The organism is Pelatocladus sp. (genome assembly GCF_059505505.1).
In genome coordinates this window covers 31098-54624 of the sequence record NZ_JCACKS010000081.1, presented here as the reverse complement: position 1 = coordinate 54624, position 23527 = coordinate 31098, and the positions used below count along the sequence as shown (strand labels likewise).

The window sequence follows — 23527 nt, the reverse complement described above, 5'->3', positions numbered from 1 at the left end:
ATTATTATGTAGTTTCATCAATAGTCAAGTATCCTTCACTGACTCTTTATTTTTTGTGTTCAAAGAAAATAGAATTTGTTTATATAAGCATAATTTTGTCAAAAAATTTCATTTAAAATGACAGTAACAATGAACAATATTTTTGTTAAATTTACTCAATCTACCGTAAACTTTAGCTCACCAAACTTTAAAGAAGTTTAAATATTTGCCTCAACAATTAACCCAAATAAAATCAAGAGACTGATTCTGATACCTGTCATTTTTGTCATTTTTTTAACAGAACTTACACTTATAACTTGTAAAAAAAATGCTATGAACTATAGCTACACAGTATATTTACAGATGGCATAAAATCAAAGCTATAAAACATTTGTGTGGATATTACGAAATCAATTATTTCGTTAGATAGTGTATTTTTAAACTTAAGTTTCTAAAAATCTGTAACATTAAATACAATTTATTTTGATTGCTCCACCGCTACATATGTCAATTTCCGTCTTAGAGCTTGGATTATTTAGCTGTATCAATCTTGATCTTAAGCTAGACCAAAAGCTTGAAGAAATATAAAAAAATTTTAACCTGTTTATGAAAATGAATATTTTTCTTAACTGATATCTTGCACCAACCCCGTATCCCGCCTCAGAATCAATTCTGAGGCTCAAAGACTTTCTTAGTCAGATTTATCTGACTTTAGCTATTAGCCAATAAATTTATTGATTGGCGGGATGAAAAGCTGATGCAAGATAAGAGCTTCCGATTTTATTTTTTGACGCAACGTATCAATTCAAACTTAGTATAAAAAATAATTACATCTGTTTTAAATACTGCTGATATCCAATTTGCTCAAGTTTAGCTTGCTTTGTCATTACCGAATCGGACAAATTTTGACGATATTTTTGGATTTTTTCTTGCAATTTCGGCTGTTGAGTAGCAAGAATTTGTACTGCTAAAAGTCCAGCATTTGTAGCATTACCAATTGCTACTGTCGCGACAGGAATTCCCGCAGGCATTTGTACAATAGAATACAAAGAATCGACTCCTTGTAAATGACGGCTAGGTACAGGAACACCAATCACAGGTAGCACAGTTAAAGATGCAACCATACCAGGGAGATGAGCCGCACCACCTGCACCAGCAATAATTACCTTAATACCCCGTTCATGAGCAGACTGGGCATATTCCACCATTCGTTCTGGGGTACGATGAGCGCTGACGATCGCAACTTCAACCGCAACACCAAAATCTTCACAAACAGCGATCGCACCTTGCATGGTAGGCAAATCGGAATCACTGCCCATAATAATACCGACAAGAGATTGAGTCATGGGATTGGGGATTGGGGATTTTTGTTTTGACTTTTATCTTCTCTAACCTTTAGCCTTTAGTCTCTGCTTTCTTTGGTAGAGATTATCATCTCATTGATCTACGTAATTTGTGATTCACCCTAAAATCTAACTCAGAAATAATTGTAAATTCCGATGCCCAATCCTCAATCTCCGATTCCCGATCCCCGTCCTATAGATATTATTAACGCACGAGTGCCTGGTTACAAAGATTTGCAGATGATTGTTGTAAATTACCAAGGCGTAATTGTACAAATCTTGCCAATGGGTATAGTCTTTAAAAGACTTCCACCACCCGATTTGCAAGTGTTGGATATTGCAGGTGATTGGGTTTCGCTCGGTGGTGTTGATTTACAAATTAACGGGGCGTTAGGTTTAGCATTTCCGGAGTTAAAAACAGAAAATTCTGATTTATTGCCAAAAATATGCGAATTTTTGTGGAATGCAGGAGTAGATGCTTTTTTGCCAACTTTGGTGACTACTTCAGTAGAAAATATTCAGCGATCGCTAGCGGTTATTGCTGAGTTTATGGCAACTTTCCCCGTATCTCCAATTTTCGGAGTCCATCTAGAGGGGCCATTTTTAAATTTTAACAAGCGCGGCGCACACCCAGCTGAGTACTTGTTGTCTTTGACAATCGATGAAGTCAAACGGGTGTTAGGAGATTATGCTGATATTGTCAAAGTTATTACTCTGGCGCCAGAGTTAGATACAACGGGTGAAGTAATTCCTTATTTATGTTCAAATGGCATCACTGTCAGTTTAGGACATTCACAAGCGACAGCAACAAAAGCACAACAAGCTTTTAAATTGGGTGCAACGATGGTGACTCATGCTTTTAATGCTATGCCACCATTACACCATCGTGAACCAGGATTATTAGGTGCAGCAATTACTCATCCTGAAGTGATGTGTGGTTTTATTGCTGATGGACAACATGTTACACCTACAATGCTCGATATATTACTGCGTGCTAGTCATTATGATCAAGGACTTTTTCTAGTCAGCGATGCTTTGTCACCTTTGGGCTTACCCGATGGGATTTATCCTTGGGATACTCGACAAATAGAAGTGAAAGACGGTACAGCACGACTACCAGATGGGACTTTATCAGGGACAACTTTACCTTTGCTGCTCGGAGTGCAAAACTTGGTGAAGTGGGGAATATGTGATATGGAAGTGGCGATCGCCCTTGCTACGGATGCACCCAGAAAAGCGATCGGTCTATCAGCAAGTATAATTGGTGCTTCTGCTACCCAATTATTGCGCTGGCAATTTGATCAAGCAACTAAAAAACTAACTTGGAAAAGATTACTCAGCAATTAGTTCGTCAAATGATAACAGATAACTGAATAACTGATAACTGATAGATGTTACTTTTAACGATTGGGTACTCTTCGATAACTGAATTTCATGAACGCAGCCGACGATAAAACCATTGTTAAAGAATATTTCAATTCCACAGGCTTTGATCGCTGGAGACGTATATATGGCGATGGCGAAGTCAACAAAGTCCAGCTAGATATCCGCAATGGACATCAGCAAACCGTAGATAAGGTAATCGGCTGGCTAAAAGCAGATGATAATTTAGCAGGATTATCTATCTGTGATGCTGGGTGCGGTGTGGGTAGTCTCAGCATTCCTTTAGCAGAAGCAGGCGCAAAAATATATGCCAGTGACATTTCTGAGAAAATGGTAGAAGAAGGCAAACAAAGAGCTTCTCAAACCTTAGCAAATCCAGAAAATCTGACTTTTGCAGTTCAAGATCTAGAAACTCTCAGTGGTAACTACCATACGGTGATTTGCTTGGATGTTCTGATCCACTATCCCCAAGAAAAAGCAGATGCAATGATTTCTCATCTTTGTTCTTTAGCACAGTCGCGAGTAATTCTCAGTTTTGCTCCCAAAACCTGTGCTTTGACTATCCTCAAGAAAATTGGGAGTTTCTTTCCGGGGCCAAGTAAAGCGACTCGTGCTTATTTACACCGCGAAGCTGACGTTCTAAAGATCCTTGAGAAAAACGGCTTTGTTGTGCAACGAGAGTCAATGACACGTACTCGTTTTTATTTCTCCCGCCTACTGGAAGCTAATCGTAAGTAACGCTAAGATCGCGACAAGATGTAGTCATATCTTGTCGCGTGATTATTGGCAGTTTAGTTTTTAGCTTACCAGCTGTAGCATATGGGAAATGACTGGTATGGAGTTTGCGTAAACAACACCAAAAGTTATTAAGCGATCGCCTCCAATCTACCTTTTATCATCTGCTCGAAGAAAATGGCAGTACAATTTTCCTATTATCTTTAGGACTAGCTCTTTCAAAGTGTAATGTATTTTTCTTGGTGTTTTAGTGTCTTAGTGGTGAAATATTTCTAACTAGATAATTTATTTTGTACGACTACTTAAAAATTGCTGTTATTTTGCTTAGGAGTAATTATGAAAACTGGTGAAAAATTGGCTGCGGGCTGGTTGCTAACTCTGGGATTTATGTTTTTAACTTTATCAGTATCAGCAGCAATAGATAAATATAATATGCTCAAACCTATATCTCCAGCTTCTGATGATCAAGCAATAGATATTAGGAATAGAGAAGCTTTGGCTGCACTTGATGTGACTGCGAAACAAGGTTTAATATTTGGTGTTCCTACGCTTGCTTTAGGTGGATGGTTAGCAATAGGATTATTTCGTCAAAGTCGGCGAGATAAAAAAGCTTTGGAACAACAGGTTAGTGAACATTTGCAATCAACTTTTTATCAGATGTTACAACAAAATAATGGACAGATAACTCTTTTAAAATTTGCGATGCAATCTCAGCTACCTGCACCAGTCGCAAGACAATATCTTGATGAACAAGCCAAAGTTTTTAATGCTAATTATAAAATTAGTGAAGAGGGGGGAATTTCCTATCATTTTGACCTTTAGAGAATTGATTGGGAAACTACATGACGCAAATATTTTTAAGTTTGGCAGCTATTTTAGGTGGTTTATCTGTAGCTGCGGGGGCTTTTGCTTCTCATGCTCTACGAGAAAGACTTAGTGAGCGATCGCTTTTAATTTTTGAAACAGGCGCTCGCTACCAAATGTATCATGCTTTGGCATTATTAGCTGTAGCAATATTATTACTTAATATCAAATCTCCTCCACCTAGTTTAATAGCAAGTGGGTGGTTGTTTGTTATTGGCATTGCAATTTTTTCCGGCAGTTTATATGCCCTGAGTTTAACAGGTGTTAAGTATTTAGGAGCAATCACACCGCTAGGAGGAGCAGCTTTTATCGCTGGTTGGTGTGCTTTGGCTTTTGCTGCTTGGAATCTGAAGTAGTAGGGGATTGGGGATTAATTTAGCAGCAAAGGCGTGATCCATGTGTTATGTATGAGTTGTTGATTTTTGATTCTCTCGTTGTGTGCGAGAGAATCGATGGGGTTCTAAGTTGAAAAATAAGGTTGATGTTAAATAGACATCTCCAGAAATTAATTATGCGTTACCTGAAATCCTTGTAGAGACGCGAAATTACCCTGGGGGATCTTGCTACGCGTCTCTACATTCTTTTTCACCAGATGTCTAATGAACTTCAAAAAATCTAACTTATTGAAGCAAAACACAAAATTTTGTGTAGTTTTATATATTTAAATCTCCGAAAATGCGATCGCTTCAACACAATTTATTTCTTATATGTAAAGTCTAAGTATCTAGATATTAATAATACTACTGAATAACCTAAGAGAAAAACTATCAAAAAAGTTATAAAATATACGATTTTTCTATATAACAAGGCTTAATTTTGTTTTGTTTGCAAGGAAGAATACTAAGGATATTAAGTTAATTATTAAGCGTATCTTTACATTATTTATTAGCGGCTTGATATTTGAGTGTCATAAATATACTCTTTTTTCTTCAAACTTAAAATTAATAGATTTGCAGCAATAATGAATACTGATAATATATTTTTGGCACTAATGTTGAATTTGGTATCAAATTATTTGCGCGATCGCCTGTAGGTAGCAGAATGAAAATAGATCTAAACAACTATTATCAATGGGGAGGTTGTCTGAAGGTTGATGCACCTAGCTATGTTGAGCGAACAGCAGATAAAGAACTCTTAGATAGATTGAAACTAGGAGAATATTGTTATGTGTTGAATGCTATTGAGATGGGTAAATCTAGCTTAATGATTCGCACAAAAAAGAAGCTAGAACAAGAGGGATTTGCTTGCGCTGCTATTAGTCTAAAAAGTCTGAGTCAAGATTGTAGTCATCCTGATGATTGGTATCAAGCATTATTTGACGATTTAGTAAAAAATTTCTATTTTTCGGAAAAGCTTAACAGTGTAAAGTGGTGGAAACAACAACACACTTCACCTTTGACTAAGCTACTGGCTTTTGTGGAAAAATTTTTATTAGTTGATGTAAATCACACTAGAATAGTGATTTTGTTTGATGAAATCGATGCTATTTTTAGATTAAATTTTATAGTTGATGATTTTTTTGCTTTTATTCAATATTGTTATCAAGGTCGTGCAGAAAATTCAGCTTACAACTATCTTAATTTTGCTTTATTTGGAGTAGCACAATTATCTCTACTCAAGACTAACTTAAATATAATTGCTAGGACAATTGATTTAACTGCTTTTCAGCTTTCGGAGACGAAACCTTTAGCCTATGGTTTATGGTTAGCTAAAAAAGCTAAACGCACAAAAAATGTTCTGAAAGAAATTTTAAATTGGACTAATGGTCAACCCTATCTTACCCAAAGAATTTGCGATCTGGTTGTTAAATCTAAATCCTATATTCAAAGAGGCGAAGAAGTAGATAAAGTTAAGTATTTAGTGAAAACACGTGTAATAGAAGATTGGAAAACAAAAGATACATGTAGACATTTAGACAATATTCTAATTTATTTACTTCAAAATAATTCAACTAAATTTCGACGGCTATCTTTGTATCAAAAAGTTTTACAACAGGAAGATTTAGAAACCAATAACTTAGACCAGATTTCTGAACTAATAGAATTAACAATGGCGGGATTAATAGTGAAAACTCAAGAAAATTTGAGAATAGGAAATCGAATTTATCAATATATTTTTGACGAAGATTTCGTTATCAAGAATTTAGCAGACGTATCTCTACTTTATAGAGAAAAATTTTCAAATTGGTTAGTTTCTCAAGAACAAGATCAATCTCAACTTTTATATGGACAGGAATTAGAAAAAGTTTGGAAATGGGCAAAATATAAAAACTTAAATAAACAAGAGCATGATTTTTTGTTAAAAAGTCAATTATTTGACGCTACCACAAAAGTACGACTATGCAGTATTGATAATTATGAATCTGTCGTGAAAGCAGTTTTTGTATGGACTAGAGGACAAAAAAAGCTAAATGACTTAATTTTTGATCTAGCTAAGTTTAATCAGCTTCCATCTGTGGGGAGTGAAGTAGTCTGGGTTGATAACTTAGTGCGATCGCAGATTTTAGATAAATGGCCAATCCACGTAAAAAATCACTCTATTGCAGAATTCCACAATCAGCTGTTATTAGTTTACATAGGCAAATTAAAGATGCTTGCAGTCAACGATCACTCAGATATTGCTGAAGTTTTCAGAGAATGGATACCAGAATTAGAGAAAAAAACTAGCTGTCTTTATAGTCATCTCATCGAAGTCATACTTTTATGGACAAAACCTCATCCTGTTCTTGTGGAAACACTTTGTCAGCTCATATGTGAAGATCAAAGTCCTATCCCCCTCAATCATGAAGCAGAATACATCCAGCAACTCGTGCAAAACCAGTGGATTAGTCAATGGGAAACTCAAGTAGATACGCAACCGATTAGAGAAACACGCGATCGCCTACTTAAAAACCCCAATTGCGAACCATTTCGGCTACTAATCCGGTATCGGCAAATTCTAAAGAACGAAGTAGTACTAGAAGATATTCATCTAGAAGATGAAGAACTGCTAAAAATCAAGCTAGTAAGCAAAATTAATGGTAGTTTAAGAGTTGCAAATTTGACATATGAGGCGATTTTTAATCTTATCTGGGTTGATCAATCCATAACAAATATCTCACGGCCCTATCATACACAAAAATTTATTGATTGGCTAGATTCTCGGCACAAAGAAAAATCACAATTGCTTGTGGGAGAAGAACTGGAAAAAACTAAAATTTGGGCAGATTTAAATAAACAATTATTAACAGAACAAGAACGAGATTTTATTACTTGGAGTATTATAGCAAATTTTTAAGGATTAATTATGGTAAATGAGCAAGATAAAGAAGATGTTTATAACTATATTAAAAGTATTATTTCAGAACTCGATGAAAAAGCGGATAGACCAAATGTTGTGATTGAAGAAGTTTTAGCTTGGACTTATTTTCAGAAATATCTAACTAAAATTATTTTTGAATTTCTTATCGAATCATCGGAATTTTTTATTTCTAATGGAAAAGAAAGCGAAATAATTAGCAACCTCATTTATAACCGATTAATTAAAGATTGGGAATTTCAAGAAGCATCAGCGCATTTCAGACAGATTCAAAATGAAATTTTCAATAGTAAACAACCTAGAATTTTATTGGAATTATATCAGAAAATTCTACATGAAGAATACGTTTCTATTAATGATAATTCACTACAACAGAAATTATTAGCCTCTGGGATGGTAACAATAGAAGCAGGAAAACTGAGAGTAGCTAACCGCATTTATAAGCAAATATTTAATCAAAATTGGATTGACAAAAATTTGCATACAAATCAACAGGAATTGTCAAATCCTCATAGAGGTGATGAATTACCGTCACAAAATAATGCAATACAAGATAATGATCGAAGACCTTCAGAAGTAGCACGAGTGTTTGCATATTTGTTTATTATCATACTTGGTATTAGCTTTATTAGTTTATTATTGTTTTTGATTTTGAAATCTTCCCAATCTTCACCATTATCCAACTCGGCTAGAACTATAAATGCATGTCAAAAATTTTCCTATGAACTTGATGAAGCTTTGAAAAAACCTCAAAACAGACTAAATATCATCAAAAAAGGTTTATTGTGGAGACAAGAACAAGGTATTAGTTTAAATGAACAATGTGAAGACTTTAGGAAAAACTTAGAAAAAGCAGGAATTACTCCATCTGATCTAGAGAATAAATTGAATCAAGTCTTACGCCAAGAAGCACAAACCAAAATCGATGCTAATCAATTAGAAGAAGCAGTAGATATTTTATGTAAGATTACCGATGAGTATGAATATATGGATGATTTAAAAAGTATATTTCAACGTTGGGAATCAACAAGAGGAGGTAGAATTCAAAACAAAATCAATCAAGTAAAATCTTCTTGTCCTGCTGCTCAATATTAAGAGAAATCAAAAAAATAAATTTAGGACTTACGCAACTGGCATATTATTTTAAGTTCGTAGTGAGGACTTTAGTCCTCAAAATAAGGGCTTCAGCCCTTACTACAAGCAAAAAATTTCATTTTTTGTGACACTTGCCTAAGTCCTAAAATTATCAAATTCCATATGAAGATGCATAGAAAGAACCCCCCTTTCATCCCCCCTTGCCAAGGGGTGTGGGAGGTTGGGAGGGGTTAAAATAATGTGCAGCTTTACAGAGAATTGGTATTAGCGGTATATTGAAAAAATGGGCATACTCCCTTTCTTGCCCCCTTGTTTCCCAATATAATCTCTTCTACAGTTTGTAGAAAAAACCATCGCTACCTACTTTTTCTTCCCTTGCTGATACTCTAATTCCTTTTCTTGCTAACGTAATTATTTTTATCCACCAATTTCCTCGAATTATGACTGGTTGGTTGCGTGTAGCTGCATTTTCCCAACCATATAAAAATAAACCAATAGCTATCCAAATCGCTAAACTTAAAATCAATGTTACGCTGCAAACAATTAACCAACCGAGTAATTGATAGCCTGTCTGGACAAAAGGATTATTGTGAAAGAAAGGGTGGGTATTATATACAAGAGATTCTGGTTGACTAAAAAGACCAACAGCAATAGTTCCCCAAGCGCCACAAAAAAGATGAACAGGAATTGCACCTGCTGGATCATCAATTTTCAGTTTTTCTAAAAATTTTCCTCCTATAACAACAACAAATCCACTAATAAAACCGATGAAAGCTCCTCTTGTCATATCTACATAAGCAGAAGAGGCTGTAACTCCTACTAAACCTCCTAGAATACCATTGATGATGGAAGACAGACTTGGTTTTCCAATAATAGCTGGACTACAGATAATCGCCATAGTTCCACCTGTTGCACCTGCAATTGTAGTTGTGGCGACAATGTGAGGTACATATTCTAAATTGGTTGTTGAACCACCATTAAAACCTAGCCATCCCATCCACAAAATTAGACAAGCCAGAGTTGCATAACCAAGGTTACTAGGGCGAGTAAAAGCTTCTTGGGAAATATTTGGTGGAGCTTTTTCTTGAGAATTTTGATTGAGTTCAATATCTTGGCGCGGATCGTAGTTGAAACGACCCCAGCGTGGTTTAAGTAACCAAGCTCCCACCAAAGCAGCTGTTCCACCCACGCTGTGAACAACCGTTGAACCAGCAAAATCTCTAAACTTGAAAACTTCTTTCAACCAGCCATAATGTCCCCAAATCCAATGACCAGTGAAAGGATACAAAAGTCCAACCAAGAAAAAGCTGAACAGAAAAAATGCCCAAAATTTAACACGTTCAGCAACTGCTCCAGAGACAATTGTGGCAGCAGTTCCAGCAAAAACTAACTGAAAGAAAAATAAAGCTGCAAAGGAGTGATTTGGCCAATCAGTTTGTAAACAGCTAAATCCTTCAGGAAAAGCCAAATCATTAGAAGTTTGGGGAAATTGTAGTTCAAAGGGAAAATCTATGCGACCAAAAAAACTAAATAAGTTTGGATTAGCTTCTCCAGGACATTCATAATATCCATCCCCATACATCAATCCAAAACCAAAGAGCCAATAAGCTAATGTAGCTGAACAAAAAACAACAAGGTTTTTTGCTAAGACATTAGTGGCGTTGTTGTGTCTACAGAAGCCAGTTTCTAAAAGAGCAAACCCAGCATTCATAAAAAAGACTAAAGCACCTGCAATTAATAACCACAGAGAGCTTAATTCTTGTTGTGTGCTGGGAGCTTGCGCCATTGCAACTTTCATCCAAACCAACACTATGATTATCGCTAAAGGTATGTTGAGGTAGAAAAACCTCAAAAATTGGCTTCTGTTATACTTAAAGCCCAGAAGTCTTCTTTTAGACATGAGATTCTTATTCAATTGGCAAAATTATTGTAAATTTGGTTATTTTACACGCTATTTACGATTACACATATAATTAGGATCACTACTTTGACAGGAATTTTACCTAGACAGAAGCGAGATTTTCTGATGGGAAACGAAAATAGCAACGTCTGTTATCTATACCCCATGACATATTGCTGTAAAGTTTGATGAAAAATTAAACAGGTAACAGCAAAAACAAAAGTATGCTAATTTTTTAACCAAACAATTTCCAATAACCATCAAAAATTCTTATTGTTTTGTAAACAAAACAATAATTTTTCTGAGAAACAGCTTGTTGAAATATGGGTGATTATGTATTCTTTGGTTGTAAGTGAAGTAGCCGGATAAACAATTAACCATTAACCAAGACTAAATATCTATCTAAAGGAAGATTTCTTTATTTTGTAGAAAGCATCATTTTAAGCAAAAAGTATAGTTAAATCCAAGGTTGGTGCAATTAGCAGACAAGACGTAATAAATAGTGCTTGTAGTTTTTATAAAATCGGTTTTCGTCATAGAGTAAGACAAAGACCGCAGCTGTTTACCCAACCATCTCAGTGATGAAAAACGCCCAGCAGCTTGCTGTAGGCTAATTTCTGTTCATAGCTTTAGGAAACTAATCTTCTTTCGTAAAAGTCTGGTTTCAAAATGGGTAACAGCAACAGCCCCTACCAGCCCGATCATCTATGCTAAAAGTTATGCACTCTGCCGCCAATTTACCCACTCCTACCCCCCAGTGGGAGGATTTAATTAAGCTTCCAGCCCCGAATACAACTCAATGGGAAAACATTAAAACCCAATTAGATTTGGTGCTGTTGGCATTAGAAACATTGACTGGCATTGGCTCCGAGGCCATGCTTTCAGCGGCTATTAATCTGAATTTAGAGTCAAGAGTGCCAGACCGTGTAGCGCTATGGCGACTACGCCAGTCAAACCCGCTACGCAAAGGTCAAGGAGGGCGAAAAAAGCTCGATGTTGAAGAAGCGCGAGCGCTTGTTCTCATTATTTGTTATCTTGCCAAGCAGCATCAAGAACTAATTCGGCGTGCTGTTGGCTTGTTAGAACAGATGGCGGAAAACAACCGCGAACCTCATCAAGCTGCTTTGTTAGGAGATTATATTGATGCTTTCTGCAACACTTATCAAGAACGGATGGAGGAAGACTCGACAATCTCCACGGATGAACTTACCCACCTGGCTTTAAAACTGCTGATAGATTTACTTTTTTATAGCGGACCCGGTGGACATCGCCGCCTCTGGCTAGCACTAATAGACCGTTCAACTAAATTTTGAAAATATCCTGCTTGCAGTTCCTGCCATGCCTCTAACAAATTCTGTCATCCGTCGGTACACACCACCCACTTGCACACTAGAAGTTTTGGCACAAAGCTCATCTCTATCTCGTTGGGTGGGAAAATCTGTTCTGAAGGATCTACGCTTTGAGTTAAGCATTGACGATCCACGACTAAGCGAAGAACAGAAGATCGTTATTCGGGGCGATCGCGACCAACTAGAAGCTTTGTGTGCAGCAGTAACAAACTATGTGCAGGAATTCCTGCAAATCTCTCCTGAAACTTTTTGGGCAAACTTTTCAGATTTAGAGAACTCAACTAAAACATCAGATCCAGATCAATTAGAATCACAAGAACAATTACAACCTTCTGTTTCTACTCAAACATTAAATTCTTTTAATAATCAGCTACCAGAAACCGAAATACACATCAAACCAAATAGCCGTTTAACTCATAATTTGTTTCTCGGTTCTTTAGGATACCAAGCATCTCAGCCTGTTGTTCAACTTAATTTGCTACAGTTATTTGATTTGGCAACTGCCTTAGATCAATACTCTGATGATTTGCTCGCCCTACCCAGTCTCTATCAAAACAGATCGCGTTTTGCTATTCCTGGTTGGGTTCCTGCGGTAGCAGTACTGGTGTTAGCCATTGGTTTAGTACCCTTTACTTACCAATATGCAATTCAGACTAAGCAAAAACCTAGTACCACCAAAGAGAAACTTGCCTTAGAACCATCACCTCCATCGGATTTGGCAACACCTCTACCTGCACTCACCCCTACCGATCAACTACCAGCACTACCTTTTGGTTCTAATAATTTGTCTGTACCTGGTTCAGGAACGCTACCACCTAACCAAACTTCTCCTCAAACTCAGGGGTTTCCAAATGCGCCCTTAATAGCTAATGCACCTTCTCAAGGTGGTTCTCCTTCAGCTTCTACAACATCTCCTACAGCCACCTTCGTCCCGCCTTCTCCAGGAAAAAACGTATTCACCGCACCCCTAACATCAACCAATTCGCAACGGCAAGTTCTGATTCAACCCAAACCCTCACAAAACAACAGCACCGCCGTGACTCAGAAAAATGGAGTTGTTGCCCAAAATGGGGAAATTTCATTAAATTCACCCACTACACCAACTAGTCTACCTTCTAATCTACCTTCTACTCTTCCTTCTACTCTTCCTACTGTTCCACCACCTATTGCTACCGCACCTAATAGCCGTGGTAGTACTCAACAAAGTCAATCATCAACAACTACCTCCTCGATTGAGGCAGAAGATACTTCCAAATTAATCGAGAGATTGCGCCAAGACCGTAATTCTAACAAAGTTGCTACTGGAAACAGCAACGCTGTATTGGACGCAACGACTCAATTATCAGAAGCTAAACAATTTTTAACAAAGCGCTGGCAGCCACCTTCTGGCTTGAACCAAACACTAGAGTATAGTTTGATGGTGGGTGTTGATGGCACTATTGAACGTATCCTTCCTTTAGGGAAAGCTTCAAGAATATATATTGATCGCACAGGTATGCCTTTAATTGGTGAACGTTTTATTTCTCCCAATCGCAATGGACAGTCTGTGATCATTAGAGCCGTTTACAGTCCTGATGGCAAAGTACAAACTTTTGCAGAGAAGGATTAATTGATCTTGTTGCTTTTTGTGACAGTTGCCAAAGTGTGACAAACAAAATGAAGGCTAAAGGGTAAAGAAAAAAGGTTAAAGGATGAAGATAATGTCCTTTCTCTTTGCCCTTTCACCTTATACTATTAACATCATTTGAGTCCAGTTATCAAACTGTCTTTTGAATATATTCTCATCACAATATCTATCAATACAATAACTATCAATTCGTATTGTCTGAGATTGGGAATATGCAAACACAAACACCACAGCAAAAAGAGAGTGCAGCTTGGATTTTTCAAACATGGGCTGCTTTTCTACTTTCTCTTTCTATGACTACTGTTGGTATTGCCAACTTACCCGTGGATAACTGGGTGAAAGGTTTTATGGGTATGGGTATGGCTTTTTCAATTGGTTCTACTTTCTCTTTAGCAAAAACTATGAGGGATTTACATGAATCTAGAAGGCTGACAGCTAGGATAGATGAAGCAAAGGTAGAAAGATTACTTTCTCAACATGATAATTTGATGAAGTGAGCGATCGCTCTATAAATCGCAGCTTGATAATTAAAATTTAAATAAAAAGCTTGTCAATATTAGTAGTGAGAACTTTAGTCCTCAGAATAAGGACTAAAGCCATTACTTAACCTAGATACGCGTTTCCAACACTGATTTCTCAGTACTTGAAAGAAGATGGATACTTGTACTTAACAGTGGTACTTCTTGCCGACATGTCTGACAAAACCAGTAGAATTCACCATGACGGACATGACGTAAAAGGGAATCTCCACAACACGGACATATGTTGCTTCTCATACTCATATTAATGTCCTCTTTGAAAAAAATTATTGATTAGAATCCGCTCAGAAAAAGTTATTTAAAAAATGATTTTTGCAGAATGAATGCGCCCATTTAAGCTTGCACAGTTTTTGACAACTTGTTCATAAACCGCCTCGTATCCATTCACCATTTGGATAACGCTAAATTTGTTTTCTACGTATTCTCTGCACTTACGACGATTGAGTTCTAAGGTTTGAGGAATCATCGCCGCCATTTCGTCAACATTTTGACAGACAAAACCTGTGACACCGTGATTAATAACTTCAGGTACAGAACCCAAATTCATCGCAATAAGTGGCGTACCAGTTGCCATGGATTCAATCATTACCAAACCAAAAGGTTCTGGCCAAGTTATGGGAAATAAAGTAATTGCAGCATTACCAAAAAGTGCTGCTTTTTCGGCGTGATTTATTTCTCCAAGAAACTGAATTTGCTTACCATCAATTTGGGGAGCAATTTCTTTTTCAAAAAATTCTGAATCTACTACATCTACTTTTCCAGCCATTTTCAAGCACCAACCTGTTTTTTTGGCAATAGCGATCGCATAATGTGGCCCTTTTTCTGGTGAAAAGCGTCCTACAAATGCCAAATATGGTGGTTCTTGGGGTTTTTCTACAAAAGGATAATCGCTTGGGTTAATTCCGTTGTAAACTGTACCAACGTAATTCAAGTTTATCTGTCTCTGCGCGTCGCTAATACTAATATATGGTTGCTTTTGATGATGGCTGTAGACGTTGCAATTATCTTGTGTAAAATTGCCATGCAAAGTATGCACTGTAGGTGTTGACACCAAACTGGCCAAAGGTAAAGCCGAAACCCCCAGATGAGAATGGATCAAATCGAATTCCGCCGCCTGTTGATAAACTTGGCTGAGTTCCAACATCTCGTGTGCTGTATACTCTTTGACATTGGGGTCTAAACGCAATGCACGCGGATAGACTGCTTTTAACTTAGCCAAAGTTTGCGAATCTCCAGAAGCAAATAGTGTTACCTCATGACCACGACGAACTAGTTCATCGGTCAAGCGACTCACTACCAGTTCAATTCCTCCGTAGGTTGGAGGTGGAACTCGTTCCCATAAAGGGGCTACTTGAGCGATCTTCATATATTGTTTTGGTTCAGCAGGTGATGATATAGTCCTCTATCAATAATTATTAGTTATCAGTTATCAGTTATTGATTTTACAGCTTGGATAATTATCCTCCAGATTTGGTGTTAGGAGTAGCTGGTATTTATTAAGTTAATAACTGGCTAGTACTTATTGATTTCACAGGACTTACATACAAGTAGATAAAGCATTTTTACCTAACTATTTGACTTTAACATTAACCTAAATGACTCCCAATAGTGCAATATTGGTTAACCTAACTTTGCAATTGCCTCTAGTGCAGCAAGACAGAAGAAAGAAAATCAAAAGCTCAAACAAGAAACTTTTTATATATTCTTAATATTCTGATGATGTTTGCCACAATCTAGTAGGTATTGCAGATCATCAGCACAAGCAATCAGGTAACTATACTGAATCAATTTAAAACCAGCAATATTTTGGTTGCATCTATCTTGGGGATCATAGATAATAAAAAGTTTTGTAAGGAAAAATACTGAATTCTGTTAGAAGATCAATTTTGAAAAGTTAAGACAACAGAAGAAAAAATGAGAAATAAAGAACAATAGAAGGGAATCAACCAAGCATCAACAACTAATTATTAATCAATCGTCCTTAAGTCTAACTATTGAGTATTAACTTTGAAATGATGAAAATTGCTACTTGGAATGTTAACTCTATTCGCACTCGTTTACAGCATGTTGTTGATTGGTTAATTCAAAATCCAATTGATGTGTTGTGTGTCCAAGAAACTAAAGTTATTGATGATAATTTTCCGCGATCGCCATTTGAAGAATTAGGCTATCATCTCTATTTTTCTGGTCAAAAATCTTACAATGGTGTTGCTATTATCAGCCGGCAACCTCTACAAAATGTCAGCGCCAGTTTTGCAGCAATATTGCCAGAAATATCACCAGAATTTGACGAACAAAAACGGGTACTTACAGGTGTACTAAACAACATTAGAATTATTAATCTTTACGTACCCAATGGCTCGGCAGTTGGTAGCGAAAAGTACGAATATAAACTGCGTTGGTTGGCAATGCTACAAGAGTATTTGCAAACTCTGCTAATATCAAACCCAGACATTTGTATGTGTGGTGACTTTAATATCGCCTTGGAAAATAAAGATATCCACGAAAAAGAGAATCCAGAAAATCACATTATGGCATCTGAAGGCGAACGCCAAGCACTGCGGGATATCTTAACACTGGGGTTTGCCGATGCTTTTCGTAAATTCACATCCGAAGGCGGACACTACAGTTGGTGGGATTATCGCGCCGCATCATTTCGCCGCAATTTGGGTTGGCGAATTGACCATCATTATTTAACACCCAATTTGTACGAGCGTGCAAAAAGTTGCACCATTGATATTACTCCTAGAAAGTTAACCCAACCCAGCGACCATGCACCAGTAATTGTCGAATTTTAGATCAATACGCTTGGAGTCAAAAAATGACCAAATAAAAAACCCCTACCCTTCCCACCCTCCCCGCTTGCAGGGCTACGGTGTACACACAAGTCAAAATTTTTCATGTTGAAACTGTATCCCGCCCAGAACTAAAGTTCCAGGCTCATAGCGAAAGTCCACTCAAGTGGACTGGAACAAACTTTTTTTTGAGTCCTCTTCAGAGGACTTGCGCATCTGTACTCGGAATTTATTCCGAGGCGGTACAGATGCGCTCAACCTAGATTTGTGTGTACACCGTAGGCCTGCGCTTAGGGTGCGCGTAGCGCGGGTGGGGTTCTTCCGTACCTCACGCTTGTTGAAATCTGCTGTCACAAATGACAAATTGTGTCGGTTTACTGAGATTCTGCTATTGCTTTAATTAACCGAGGCTGATCTAAACCAATCTGATGTAGTAGCAACCATGATTGAATCAAATCCGGGCCATGCATGTCTCCAGTTAATGCTGCTCGCAGACTACGCATAATCAAACCTTTCTTAACATTTTGCTGTTTGACTACTTGCTTGATAATGTCTTGGGCGCTAGCTTCGTTGAATTCTTGCTGGTTCTGTAATGCAGTGTTCACCGCCTCAATCGCAGCAGCAACACCTTCTTGTTTGAGTTGTACAGCAGCTTCCTCACTAAATTCCACTGCATCGGTAAAAAACAGTTTGCTCATGGCGACAGCATCCACAAGCCGAGTCAAACTAGGTTGAATTAAAACTACTAGTTGTTCTAACCAAGCACGTTCTTCTCGTCCTCCAGTCAATTTATAACCAGCTTCTTTCCAGAAAGGAATGAGTAAATCTGTCAGTTTATCTACTGGCATGGCGTGGATATACTGACTGTTGATCCAATCTAACTTTGCCCAGTCAAACTTTGCACCTGCTTTATTCACACGCTCAAAGCTAAACTGTTGGGCTGCTTCTGGTAGAGTAAAAATTTCTTTTGTCGAGTCGGGAGCTGACCAACCCAACAATGTCATGTAGTTGACTAAAGCTTCAGCAGTAAAGCCCATTTGTTGAAAGTCAGAAATAGAGGTGACGCCATCTCGTTTAGAAAGCTTGCGTCCTTCTTGATTGAGGATCAAGGGTGTATGGGCAAACTCTGGTACTTTTGCTGCGAAGGCTTCATAAAGTAGAATTTGCTTGGCTGTGTTGGCAATGTGGTCTTCTCCCCGGATGACATGGGTAATTTGCATATCTATGTCATCTACTACAACTGCAAAGTTATACAGAGGTTGACCAATACCATCAGCTGCGGCGCGAGCAATGACCATATCACCACCCAAATCACTACCGCGCCAAACCATCTGATCTCTTACTAAGTCATTCCAAACAATTTCTCGGTCATCATCTATTTGGAAACGAATCACAAAGCTACGCCCTTCGGCTTTGTATGCGGCTTCTTGTTCTGGTGTCAAATTTCGATGACGATTATCATAACGAGGAGCCTCATTTCTAGCTTTTTGGGCTTCTCGTAGTGCTTCTAGTTCCTCAGAGGTGGTGTAGCAGCGATAAGCTAATCCTTGATCTAGGAGACTTTGTACTGCTTGCTTATAAATATTTAGGCGTTGGGTTTGGAAGAAAGGCCCTTCATCCCAATTTAATCCCAGCCAGCGCATTCCTTGGAGAATACTTTCTGTATATTCGGGACGCGATCGCTCTAAATCAGTGTCTTCAATTCGTAAAATAAACTTGCCGTCGTGGTGACGGGCAAACAACCAGTTGAATACAGCCGTTCTTGCTGTACCAATATGTAAATTTCCAGTTGGACTAGGGGCAATACGTACTCTAACAGTCACAGCAAATTTGCAAATTATTGATTATGGCAAAGCATGATCATTGTAGGTTATTCTGGAGATAGTGTTATGTTTCTCAAGACTTCATATCATTTATATATAAAGTCGATAACACTTCATCTATTCTTGTATGTAAACTTTAATTCCTACGGGACTGACGGGGCTCGAACCCGCAACTTCCGCCGTGACAGGGCGGTGCTCTAACCAATTGAACTACAGTCCCTTGATTTGCAACTTTCTAATTATCCCTAACACCTTTGAAATTGTCAAGCTTTTTTTTGGGAAAGTTTATTGACTGTTATCCCGCCCAGAAATAAATTTCCGGGCTAACAGTTCAAGTCCACTCAAGTGGACTGATATCAGGTTCGCTTGTTATACCGATTCAAAAAATGTTTGCGACACATTCAGAATATGAGACGCGATTTATCGCGTCTGGTACAGAATTCATCTGTCGCATTCTTTTTTCAAATTGGTATTACGTGAAGTACTCCGGCTAACCTACTTTTGAATTCAGTTCATTTGTTTTTAAAACTATCAAAAATATACATAATTTAATATTTTTTTAACATGCGAAAATGTTTAGTTTAATTAAGATTACAAAATAACAGAAACTAGTCGTAAATTCGGATTTGATAGAAGAAGAGGTTTGTTAGGTCTTAGTAAACAGCTTGAGCGTGCATTTTCCAGATATAAAACATTGAGGAGGAAGCAAGATACTAAGAAGTAGAGAGGAAATGGGGACGGGGAGTTAACTTTTTTCGATGCTCTATACTCAATTCACCTCTATTCATAATCTCCGTCTCTGTTTGTAGTTCCCACTCTGTTTATGATCCCATAGCTATAATGTACAAATCTCATTTGATACATAGATAAATGAGGTTTTCACGGTATTGCTAGCAATTAATTCTAGAGAATCTAACAGCGAGACTAAAAGTGTGAAGTACTTCTTTTTATCTGAAGGATGGACAGTTGGCAGAGTTTGGGCATCTGAAGGACTTTGGCAAATAACCGCATGGCGACGCCAACCAGATATTCAACGTATGAATATTTGTTTATTAGAACAAGGCGAAGTAATGTGGCTTTACCGAGTAGAAGATGCCATTATCACCGTAGAAGTGAAGCCAGCTATATTACCACAAATAGATAGATCTACTCAAGTTATCGGTCAAGTCATACTGAGACGGTTAATGAGTGCGGAACAAGTTATAGAGCGCTTGGAGACTGCCTCAGCTAGGTGTCAGCTACAAAATATAGCATCTATCGTGCAGTAATCATTTCAGGAAAAAAGCTCAAAGGGTAAAGAGATTGAATTTTCTCTTTTGCCCTTTATATTTTGATCTCTATAGTCTGTTGGTTGTTAATTTTTTGTTACAAATCACAATTAACAATCAACAACCAACAAATAACCAGTATCTAACGATTAGTAACTAAGCTTAAGTGCCTTAATACTCTTGCAAACAGCTCCATCAATAGTTACACTTTTTTAAACATTCTCATTTTTACTTAGCGATCGCGACCTTGGGGTAAAACACCCAGAAGGTTCTGTGTGTCGCTTAAGTAGCCACGCTGTCTGACTTTTAAGACCAAGCTGTGGAAAATTCAAGCTCTGGCAATAAAAAAACACAGAAAAATTGTTTTGTAAACAAACTCATCGAGGAGGAGCGTAGTCGATGGGACTACCTTGGTACCGAGTACACACAGTCGTTCTGAATGATCCAGGACGACTTATTTCTGTACACTTGATGCACACAGCGTTGGTGGCCGGCTGGGCTGGTTCAATGGCTTTATACGAACTGGCTATCTATGATCCCAGTGATCCAGTTCTCAACCCCATGTGGCGTCAAGGTCTGTTTGTGCTGCCCTTTATGGCACGCTTGGGTGTTGTAGGCTCTTGGGGCGGTTGGAACGTTACTGGCGAAACCAACTACGACCCCGGTTTTTGGTCATTTGAAGGTGTAGCCGCCGCTCATATTGTTCTATCTGGTCTATTATTCCTAGCTGCTGTTTGGCACTGGGTTTTTTGGGACTTGGAACTATTTCAAGATCCCCGCACTGGTGAACCTGCTCTTGACTTGCCAAAAATGTTTGGCATTCACTTGTTCTTATCTGGTCTTCTGTGCTTCGGCTTTGGTGCTTTTCACCTTACCGGACTTTGGGGACCAGGAATGTGGGTTTCCGACGCCTACGGCTTAACTGGTCACATAGCACCAGTAGCCCCAGAATGGGGACCAGATGGCTTTAACCCATTTAACCCTGGTGGTGTCGTAGCTCACCACATCGCCGCAGGCGTTGTCGGCATTATTGCTGGTTTATTCCACCTAACTGTAAGACCACCCGAAAGGCTCTACAAAGCCCTACGGATGGGTAATATTGAAACCGTACTTTCTAGCAGTATTGCTGCTGTATTCTTTGCTGCTTTTGTAGTTGCTGGTACTATGTGGTACGGTAGCGCCACCACTCCAATTGAACTGTTTGGGCCTACCCGCTACCAGTGGGATCAAAACTACTTTAAGCAAGAAATTCAGCGTCGCGTACAGACAAGTATTGCTTCTGGCGAAACTGCTTCAGAAGCTTGGTCACAAATTCCTGAAAAATTGGCATTCTACGATTATGTCGGCAATAGCCCCGCTAAGGGCGGTCTATTCCGTACAGGCCCTATGGTCAAAGGTGATGGCATAGCCCAATCTTGGGTTGGTCATCCTGTATTCACGGATGCCGAAGGAAGGGAATTACAAGTACGTCGTTTACCCAACTTCTTTGAAACCTTCCCTGTAATTCTGACCGATAAAGATGGTATTGTCCGTGCTGACATTCCCTTCCGTCGAGCAGAATCTCAGAACAGCTTTGAACAAAGTGGGATCAAAGTTGCCTTCTATGGTGGTGACTTAAATGGTCAAAGCTTTACAGACCCTGGAGAAGTGAAGAAGTGGGCGCGTAAAGCTCAAGGTGGCGAAGTATTTGACTTCGATAGGGAAACTTTAAACTCTGATGGTGTATTCCGCACCAGTCCTAGAGGTTGGTTTACCTTTGGACACGCCTGCTTTGCGTTGTTGTTCTTTTTCGGTCACATTTGGCATGGTTCTCGGACAATTTACCGAGATGTGTTTGCTGGTGTTGACCCAGATTTGGAAGAACAAGTTGAGTTTGGTGTATTTGCGAAAGTGGGTGACTTGTCCACTCGTAAGAAGGAAGCTGTCTAAAGCTTAATAGATTAGGGATTAGGGACTATGTTATTTCCTAATCCCTAATTCCTGAAATTGGTATAATACAGTTACTGCCGTGAGACACACGGTGGCTGCTTGCAGAGGGTAAAGTCAATTGACTCCCAGTGAAGCAAGAATCTCATTTGGCATTATGCCCATTGAGAATGTCAAAATTCCAGATATGCAGGGGCTTGTGATATGGAAAGCGTGGCATATATCTTGATTTTGACTTTGGCAATTGGAACTCTTTTCTTTGCGATCGCATTCCGCGAACCTCCTCGCATTGAAAAGAAAGAAGATTAATTTTGTGTTGCCAAATTTTTGATATTGTTCCTTAGAAATAAATAGCCGCAGTTTGCTTATTCAGTAACTGCGGCTATTTATTCTCGTAATGGTAGAGCGCATGGTCAGCTAGCTGTACTAGCGTGCTATTGACAATTAACTTTTTAGATAAAAAAGATTTGATTTTTGATATAATTTACTATCTGTGAAATAATGTGCGCTAAGTCAGCTTTTCTGCGCTAGCATGATTTAGGGATGTAGGTGTAGACATCCTGTGTCACGCTTGCACATACATCGCGCTTGTGGCAAAACCATTTACGGAGACGAACAACCAGGAAACAATCAGCATGGTCAATCAGAAAACAACCGCTATTACCGAGATTGGGTTTACTCACGAAGAATTCGCTGCTTTACTGGACAAATACGATTATCATTTTAGCCCTGGTGATATTGTACCCGGTACGGTTTTCAGTATAGAGCCACGCGGCGCTCTGATTGACATAGGTGCTAAAACCGCAGCATACATACCTATACAAGAAATGTCTATTAACCGGGTAGATAGCCCGGAGGAAGTTTTACAATCAAACGAAACACGGGAATTTTATATACTTAGCGATGAAAATGAAGAGGGACAATTAACTCTTTCTATTCGTCGTATAGAGTATATGCGAGCCTGGGAGCGAGTACGGCAGTTGCAAGCAGAAGATGCTACTGTTCGTTCTGGTGTATTTGCTACTAACCGGGGTGGAGCTTTAGTTAGAATCGAAGGATTAAGGGGATTTATTCCTGGTTCTCACATCAGCACTCGCAAACCGAAAGAAGATTTAGTCGGCGAAGAACTACCACTGAAGTTTTTAGAGGTAGACGAAGAACGCAACCGCTTGGTTCTATCTCATCGTCGCGCTTTGGTTGAGCGTAAGATGAACCGCCTCGAAGTCGGTGAGGTAGTAATCGGTACTGTGCGCGGTATTAAGCCTTATGGTGCCTTTATTGATATTGGTGGCGTCAGCGGCCTGTTGCACATTTCTGAAATTTCCCACGAACATATTGATACACCTCACAGTGTCTTCAATGTCAATGATGAAGTGAAAGTGATGATCATTGACTTGGATGCAGAACGAGGCCGGATATCTTTATCTACAAAGCAACTGGAACCCGAACCAGGTGATATGATTAAGAACCGCGATTTAGTTTACGATAAAGCAGAAGAAATGGCTGCTAAATATCGTGAACAATTATTAGCTAAACAGCAAGGTGCTGCTGCTGCGCCTGTTGAAGTCAGCGAAACTCCTGTAGCTGAAGAAGAAATACCACCA

General features: G+C 38.5%; 18 protein-coding genes and 1 tRNA gene. 14 read left to right on the top strand and 5 right to left on the bottom strand.

Going from position 1 to position 23527, the window contains the following annotated elements:
* Positions 1–806 precede the first annotated feature (806 nt).
* Positions 807–1325 (bottom strand): 5-(carboxyamino)imidazole ribonucleotide mutase, encoded by a 519-nt coding sequence (purE, locus tag AC5JMK_RS07640; RefSeq protein ID WP_495909787.1) that lies wholly within the window; start codon positions 1323–1325, stop codon positions 807–809.
* Positions 1326–1478: 153 nt separating this feature from the next.
* On the opposite strand from purE, the gene nagA reads away from it, so the two are divergent.
* The 6 genes from nagA (at position 1479) to AC5JMK_RS07610 (ending at position 8696) form a co-directional block, all read left to right on the top strand.
* Positions 1479–2669 (top strand): N-acetylglucosamine-6-phosphate deacetylase, encoded by a 1191-nt coding sequence (gene nagA, locus AC5JMK_RS07635; RefSeq protein ID WP_096675341.1) that lies wholly within the window; start codon positions 1479–1481, stop codon positions 2667–2669.
* An 87-nt stretch (positions 2670–2756) separates the two neighbouring features.
* The gene (gene bchM / locus AC5JMK_RS07630) at positions 2757–3443 is read left to right on the top strand and encodes a magnesium protoporphyrin IX methyltransferase (protein WP_096675342.1); all 687 of its coding nucleotides are present in this window, start codon (positions 2757–2759) and stop codon (positions 3441–3443) included.
* A gap of 333 nt (positions 3444–3776) precedes the next feature.
* Positions 3777–4262 carry a hypothetical protein gene (locus AC5JMK_RS07625; protein WP_096675343.1) on the top strand — a complete coding sequence of 162 codons (486 nt, stop codon included), beginning with the start codon at positions 3777–3779 and terminating at the stop codon, positions 4260–4262.
* A gap of 20 nt (positions 4263–4282) precedes the next feature.
* A complete protein-coding gene (locus tag AC5JMK_RS07620; RefSeq protein WP_096675344.1) occupies positions 4283–4660 on the top strand; it encodes a DUF423 domain-containing protein in 378 nt (125 codons plus the stop codon).
* Between the two features lie 685 nt (positions 4661–5345).
* A complete protein-coding gene (locus tag AC5JMK_RS07615; RefSeq protein WP_096675345.1) occupies positions 5346–7580 on the top strand; it encodes an AAA-like domain-containing protein in 2235 nt (744 codons plus the stop codon).
* A gap of 9 nt (positions 7581–7589) precedes the next feature.
* Complete coding sequence (locus tag AC5JMK_RS07610; protein WP_495909786.1) at positions 7590–8696, top strand: hypothetical protein; 1107 nt, start codon at positions 7590–7592, stop codon at positions 8694–8696.
* Positions 8697–9027: 331 nt separating this feature from the next.
* Here the strand turns inward: AC5JMK_RS07610 and AC5JMK_RS07605 are convergent, their stop codons facing one another.
* Positions 9028–10596: an ammonium transporter gene (locus AC5JMK_RS07605; RefSeq protein WP_495909785.1), complete on the bottom strand. Its 1569-nt coding sequence runs from the start codon at positions 10594–10596 to the stop codon at positions 9028–9030.
* A gap of 707 nt (positions 10597–11303) precedes the next feature.
* Between AC5JMK_RS07605 and AC5JMK_RS07600 the strand changes: the two genes are divergently transcribed.
* The 3 genes from AC5JMK_RS07600 (at position 11304) to AC5JMK_RS07590 (ending at position 14069) form a co-directional block, all read left to right on the top strand.
* On the top strand, positions 11304–11909 hold the full coding sequence (locus AC5JMK_RS07600; RefSeq protein ID WP_016859562.1) for a DUF3038 domain-containing protein: 606 nt from the start codon (positions 11304–11306) through the stop codon (positions 11907–11909).
* A gap of 25 nt (positions 11910–11934) precedes the next feature.
* Positions 11935–13554: a DUF4335 domain-containing protein gene (locus AC5JMK_RS07595; RefSeq protein ID WP_495909784.1), complete on the top strand. Its 1620-nt coding sequence runs from the start codon at positions 11935–11937 to the stop codon at positions 13552–13554.
* Positions 13555–13784: 230 nt separating this feature from the next.
* Positions 13785–14069, top strand: a complete 285-nt coding sequence (locus AC5JMK_RS07590; protein WP_096675349.1) for a YiaA/YiaB family inner membrane protein — start codon at positions 13785–13787, stop codon at positions 14067–14069.
* A 340-nt stretch (positions 14070–14409) separates the two neighbouring features.
* Here the strand turns inward: AC5JMK_RS07590 and AC5JMK_RS07585 are convergent, their stop codons facing one another.
* Positions 14410–15477, bottom strand: coding sequence for a glycosyltransferase family 4 protein (locus AC5JMK_RS07585; protein ID WP_096675350.1), 1068 nt, complete (start codon positions 15475–15477; stop codon positions 14410–14412).
* Between the two features lie 649 nt (positions 15478–16126).
* Between AC5JMK_RS07585 and xth the strand changes: the two genes are divergently transcribed.
* Positions 16127–16909: an exodeoxyribonuclease III gene (gene xth / locus AC5JMK_RS07580; protein WP_096675351.1), complete on the top strand. Its 783-nt coding sequence runs from the start codon at positions 16127–16129 to the stop codon at positions 16907–16909.
* A gap of 371 nt (positions 16910–17280) precedes the next feature.
* Here xth and gltX read toward each other — a convergent pair whose 3' ends face one another.
* Together gltX and AC5JMK_RS07570 are read right to left on the bottom strand one after the other, a co-directional pair.
* Positions 17281–18729 (bottom strand): glutamate--tRNA ligase, encoded by a 1449-nt coding sequence (gene gltX / locus AC5JMK_RS07575; protein WP_096675352.1) that lies wholly within the window; start codon positions 18727–18729, stop codon positions 17281–17283.
* Between the two features lie 146 nt (positions 18730–18875).
* Positions 18876–18949 (bottom strand) — tRNA-Asp (locus AC5JMK_RS07570).
* A 712-nt stretch (positions 18950–19661) separates the two neighbouring features.
* Between AC5JMK_RS07570 and AC5JMK_RS07565 the strand changes: the two genes are divergently transcribed.
* From AC5JMK_RS07565 to AC5JMK_RS07550, 4 genes are all read left to right on the top strand, one after another.
* Positions 19662–19997, top strand: a complete 336-nt coding sequence (locus AC5JMK_RS07565; protein WP_096675353.1) for a hypothetical protein — start codon at positions 19662–19664, stop codon at positions 19995–19997.
* Between the two features lie 399 nt (positions 19998–20396).
* Entirely contained in the window at positions 20397–21926 is a 1530-nt protein-coding gene (psbB, locus tag AC5JMK_RS07560; protein ID WP_096675354.1) for a photosystem II chlorophyll-binding protein CP47, read from the top strand.
* A gap of 201 nt (positions 21927–22127) precedes the next feature.
* The gene (locus tag AC5JMK_RS07555) at positions 22128–22232 is read left to right on the top strand and encodes a photosystem II reaction center protein T (protein ID WP_009459487.1); all 105 of its coding nucleotides are present in this window, start codon (positions 22128–22130) and stop codon (positions 22230–22232) included.
* Between the two features lie 326 nt (positions 22233–22558).
* Positions 22559–23527, top strand: a 969-nt coding sequence (locus AC5JMK_RS07550; protein ID WP_495909783.1) for a 30S ribosomal protein S1, incomplete at its 3' end; no start/stop codon positions are given.

Excerpts from the sequence above, each read along its gene's own strand:
- AC5JMK_RS07595 (WP_495909784.1), top strand. The coding sequence starts at position 11,935 with ATGCCTCTAACAAATTCTGTCATCCGTCGGTACACACCACCCACTTGC.
- AC5JMK_RS07600 (WP_016859562.1), top strand. The coding sequence starts at position 11,304 with ATGCTAAAAGTTATGCACTCTGCCGCCAATTTACCCACTCCTACCCCC.
- bchM (WP_096675342.1), top strand. The coding sequence starts at position 2,757 with ATGAACGCAGCCGACGATAAAACCATTGTTAAAGAATATTTCAATTCC.
- AC5JMK_RS07625 (WP_096675343.1), top strand. The coding sequence starts at position 3,777 with ATGAAAACTGGTGAAAAATTGGCTGCGGGCTGGTTGCTAACTCTGGGA.
- AC5JMK_RS07555 (WP_009459487.1), top strand. The coding sequence starts at position 22,128 with ATGGAAAGCGTGGCATATATCTTGATTTTGACTTTGGCAATTGGAACT.
- AC5JMK_RS07605 (WP_495909785.1), bottom strand. The coding sequence starts at position 10,596 with ATGTCTAAAAGAAGACTTCTGGGCTTTAAGTATAACAGAAGCCAATTT.
- nagA (WP_096675341.1), top strand. The coding sequence starts at position 1,479 with ATGCCCAATCCTCAATCTCCGATTCCCGATCCCCGTCCTATAGATATT.
- AC5JMK_RS07585 (WP_096675350.1), bottom strand. The coding sequence starts at position 15,477 with ATGAAGATCGCTCAAGTAGCCCCTTTATGGGAACGAGTTCCACCTCCA.
- AC5JMK_RS07610 (WP_495909786.1), top strand. The coding sequence starts at position 7,590 with ATGGTAAATGAGCAAGATAAAGAAGATGTTTATAACTATATTAAAAGT.
- purE (WP_495909787.1), bottom strand. The coding sequence starts at position 1,325 with ATGACTCAATCTCTTGTCGGTATTATTATGGGCAGTGATTCCGATTTG.
- AC5JMK_RS07615 (WP_096675345.1), top strand. The coding sequence starts at position 5,346 with ATGAAAATAGATCTAAACAACTATTATCAATGGGGAGGTTGTCTGAAG.
- AC5JMK_RS07620 (WP_096675344.1), top strand. The coding sequence starts at position 4,283 with ATGACGCAAATATTTTTAAGTTTGGCAGCTATTTTAGGTGGTTTATCT.
- AC5JMK_RS07590 (WP_096675349.1), top strand. The coding sequence starts at position 13,785 with ATGCAAACACAAACACCACAGCAAAAAGAGAGTGCAGCTTGGATTTTT.
- xth (WP_096675351.1), top strand. The coding sequence starts at position 16,127 with ATGAAAATTGCTACTTGGAATGTTAACTCTATTCGCACTCGTTTACAG.
- psbB (WP_096675354.1), top strand. The coding sequence starts at position 20,397 with ATGGGACTACCTTGGTACCGAGTACACACAGTCGTTCTGAATGATCCA.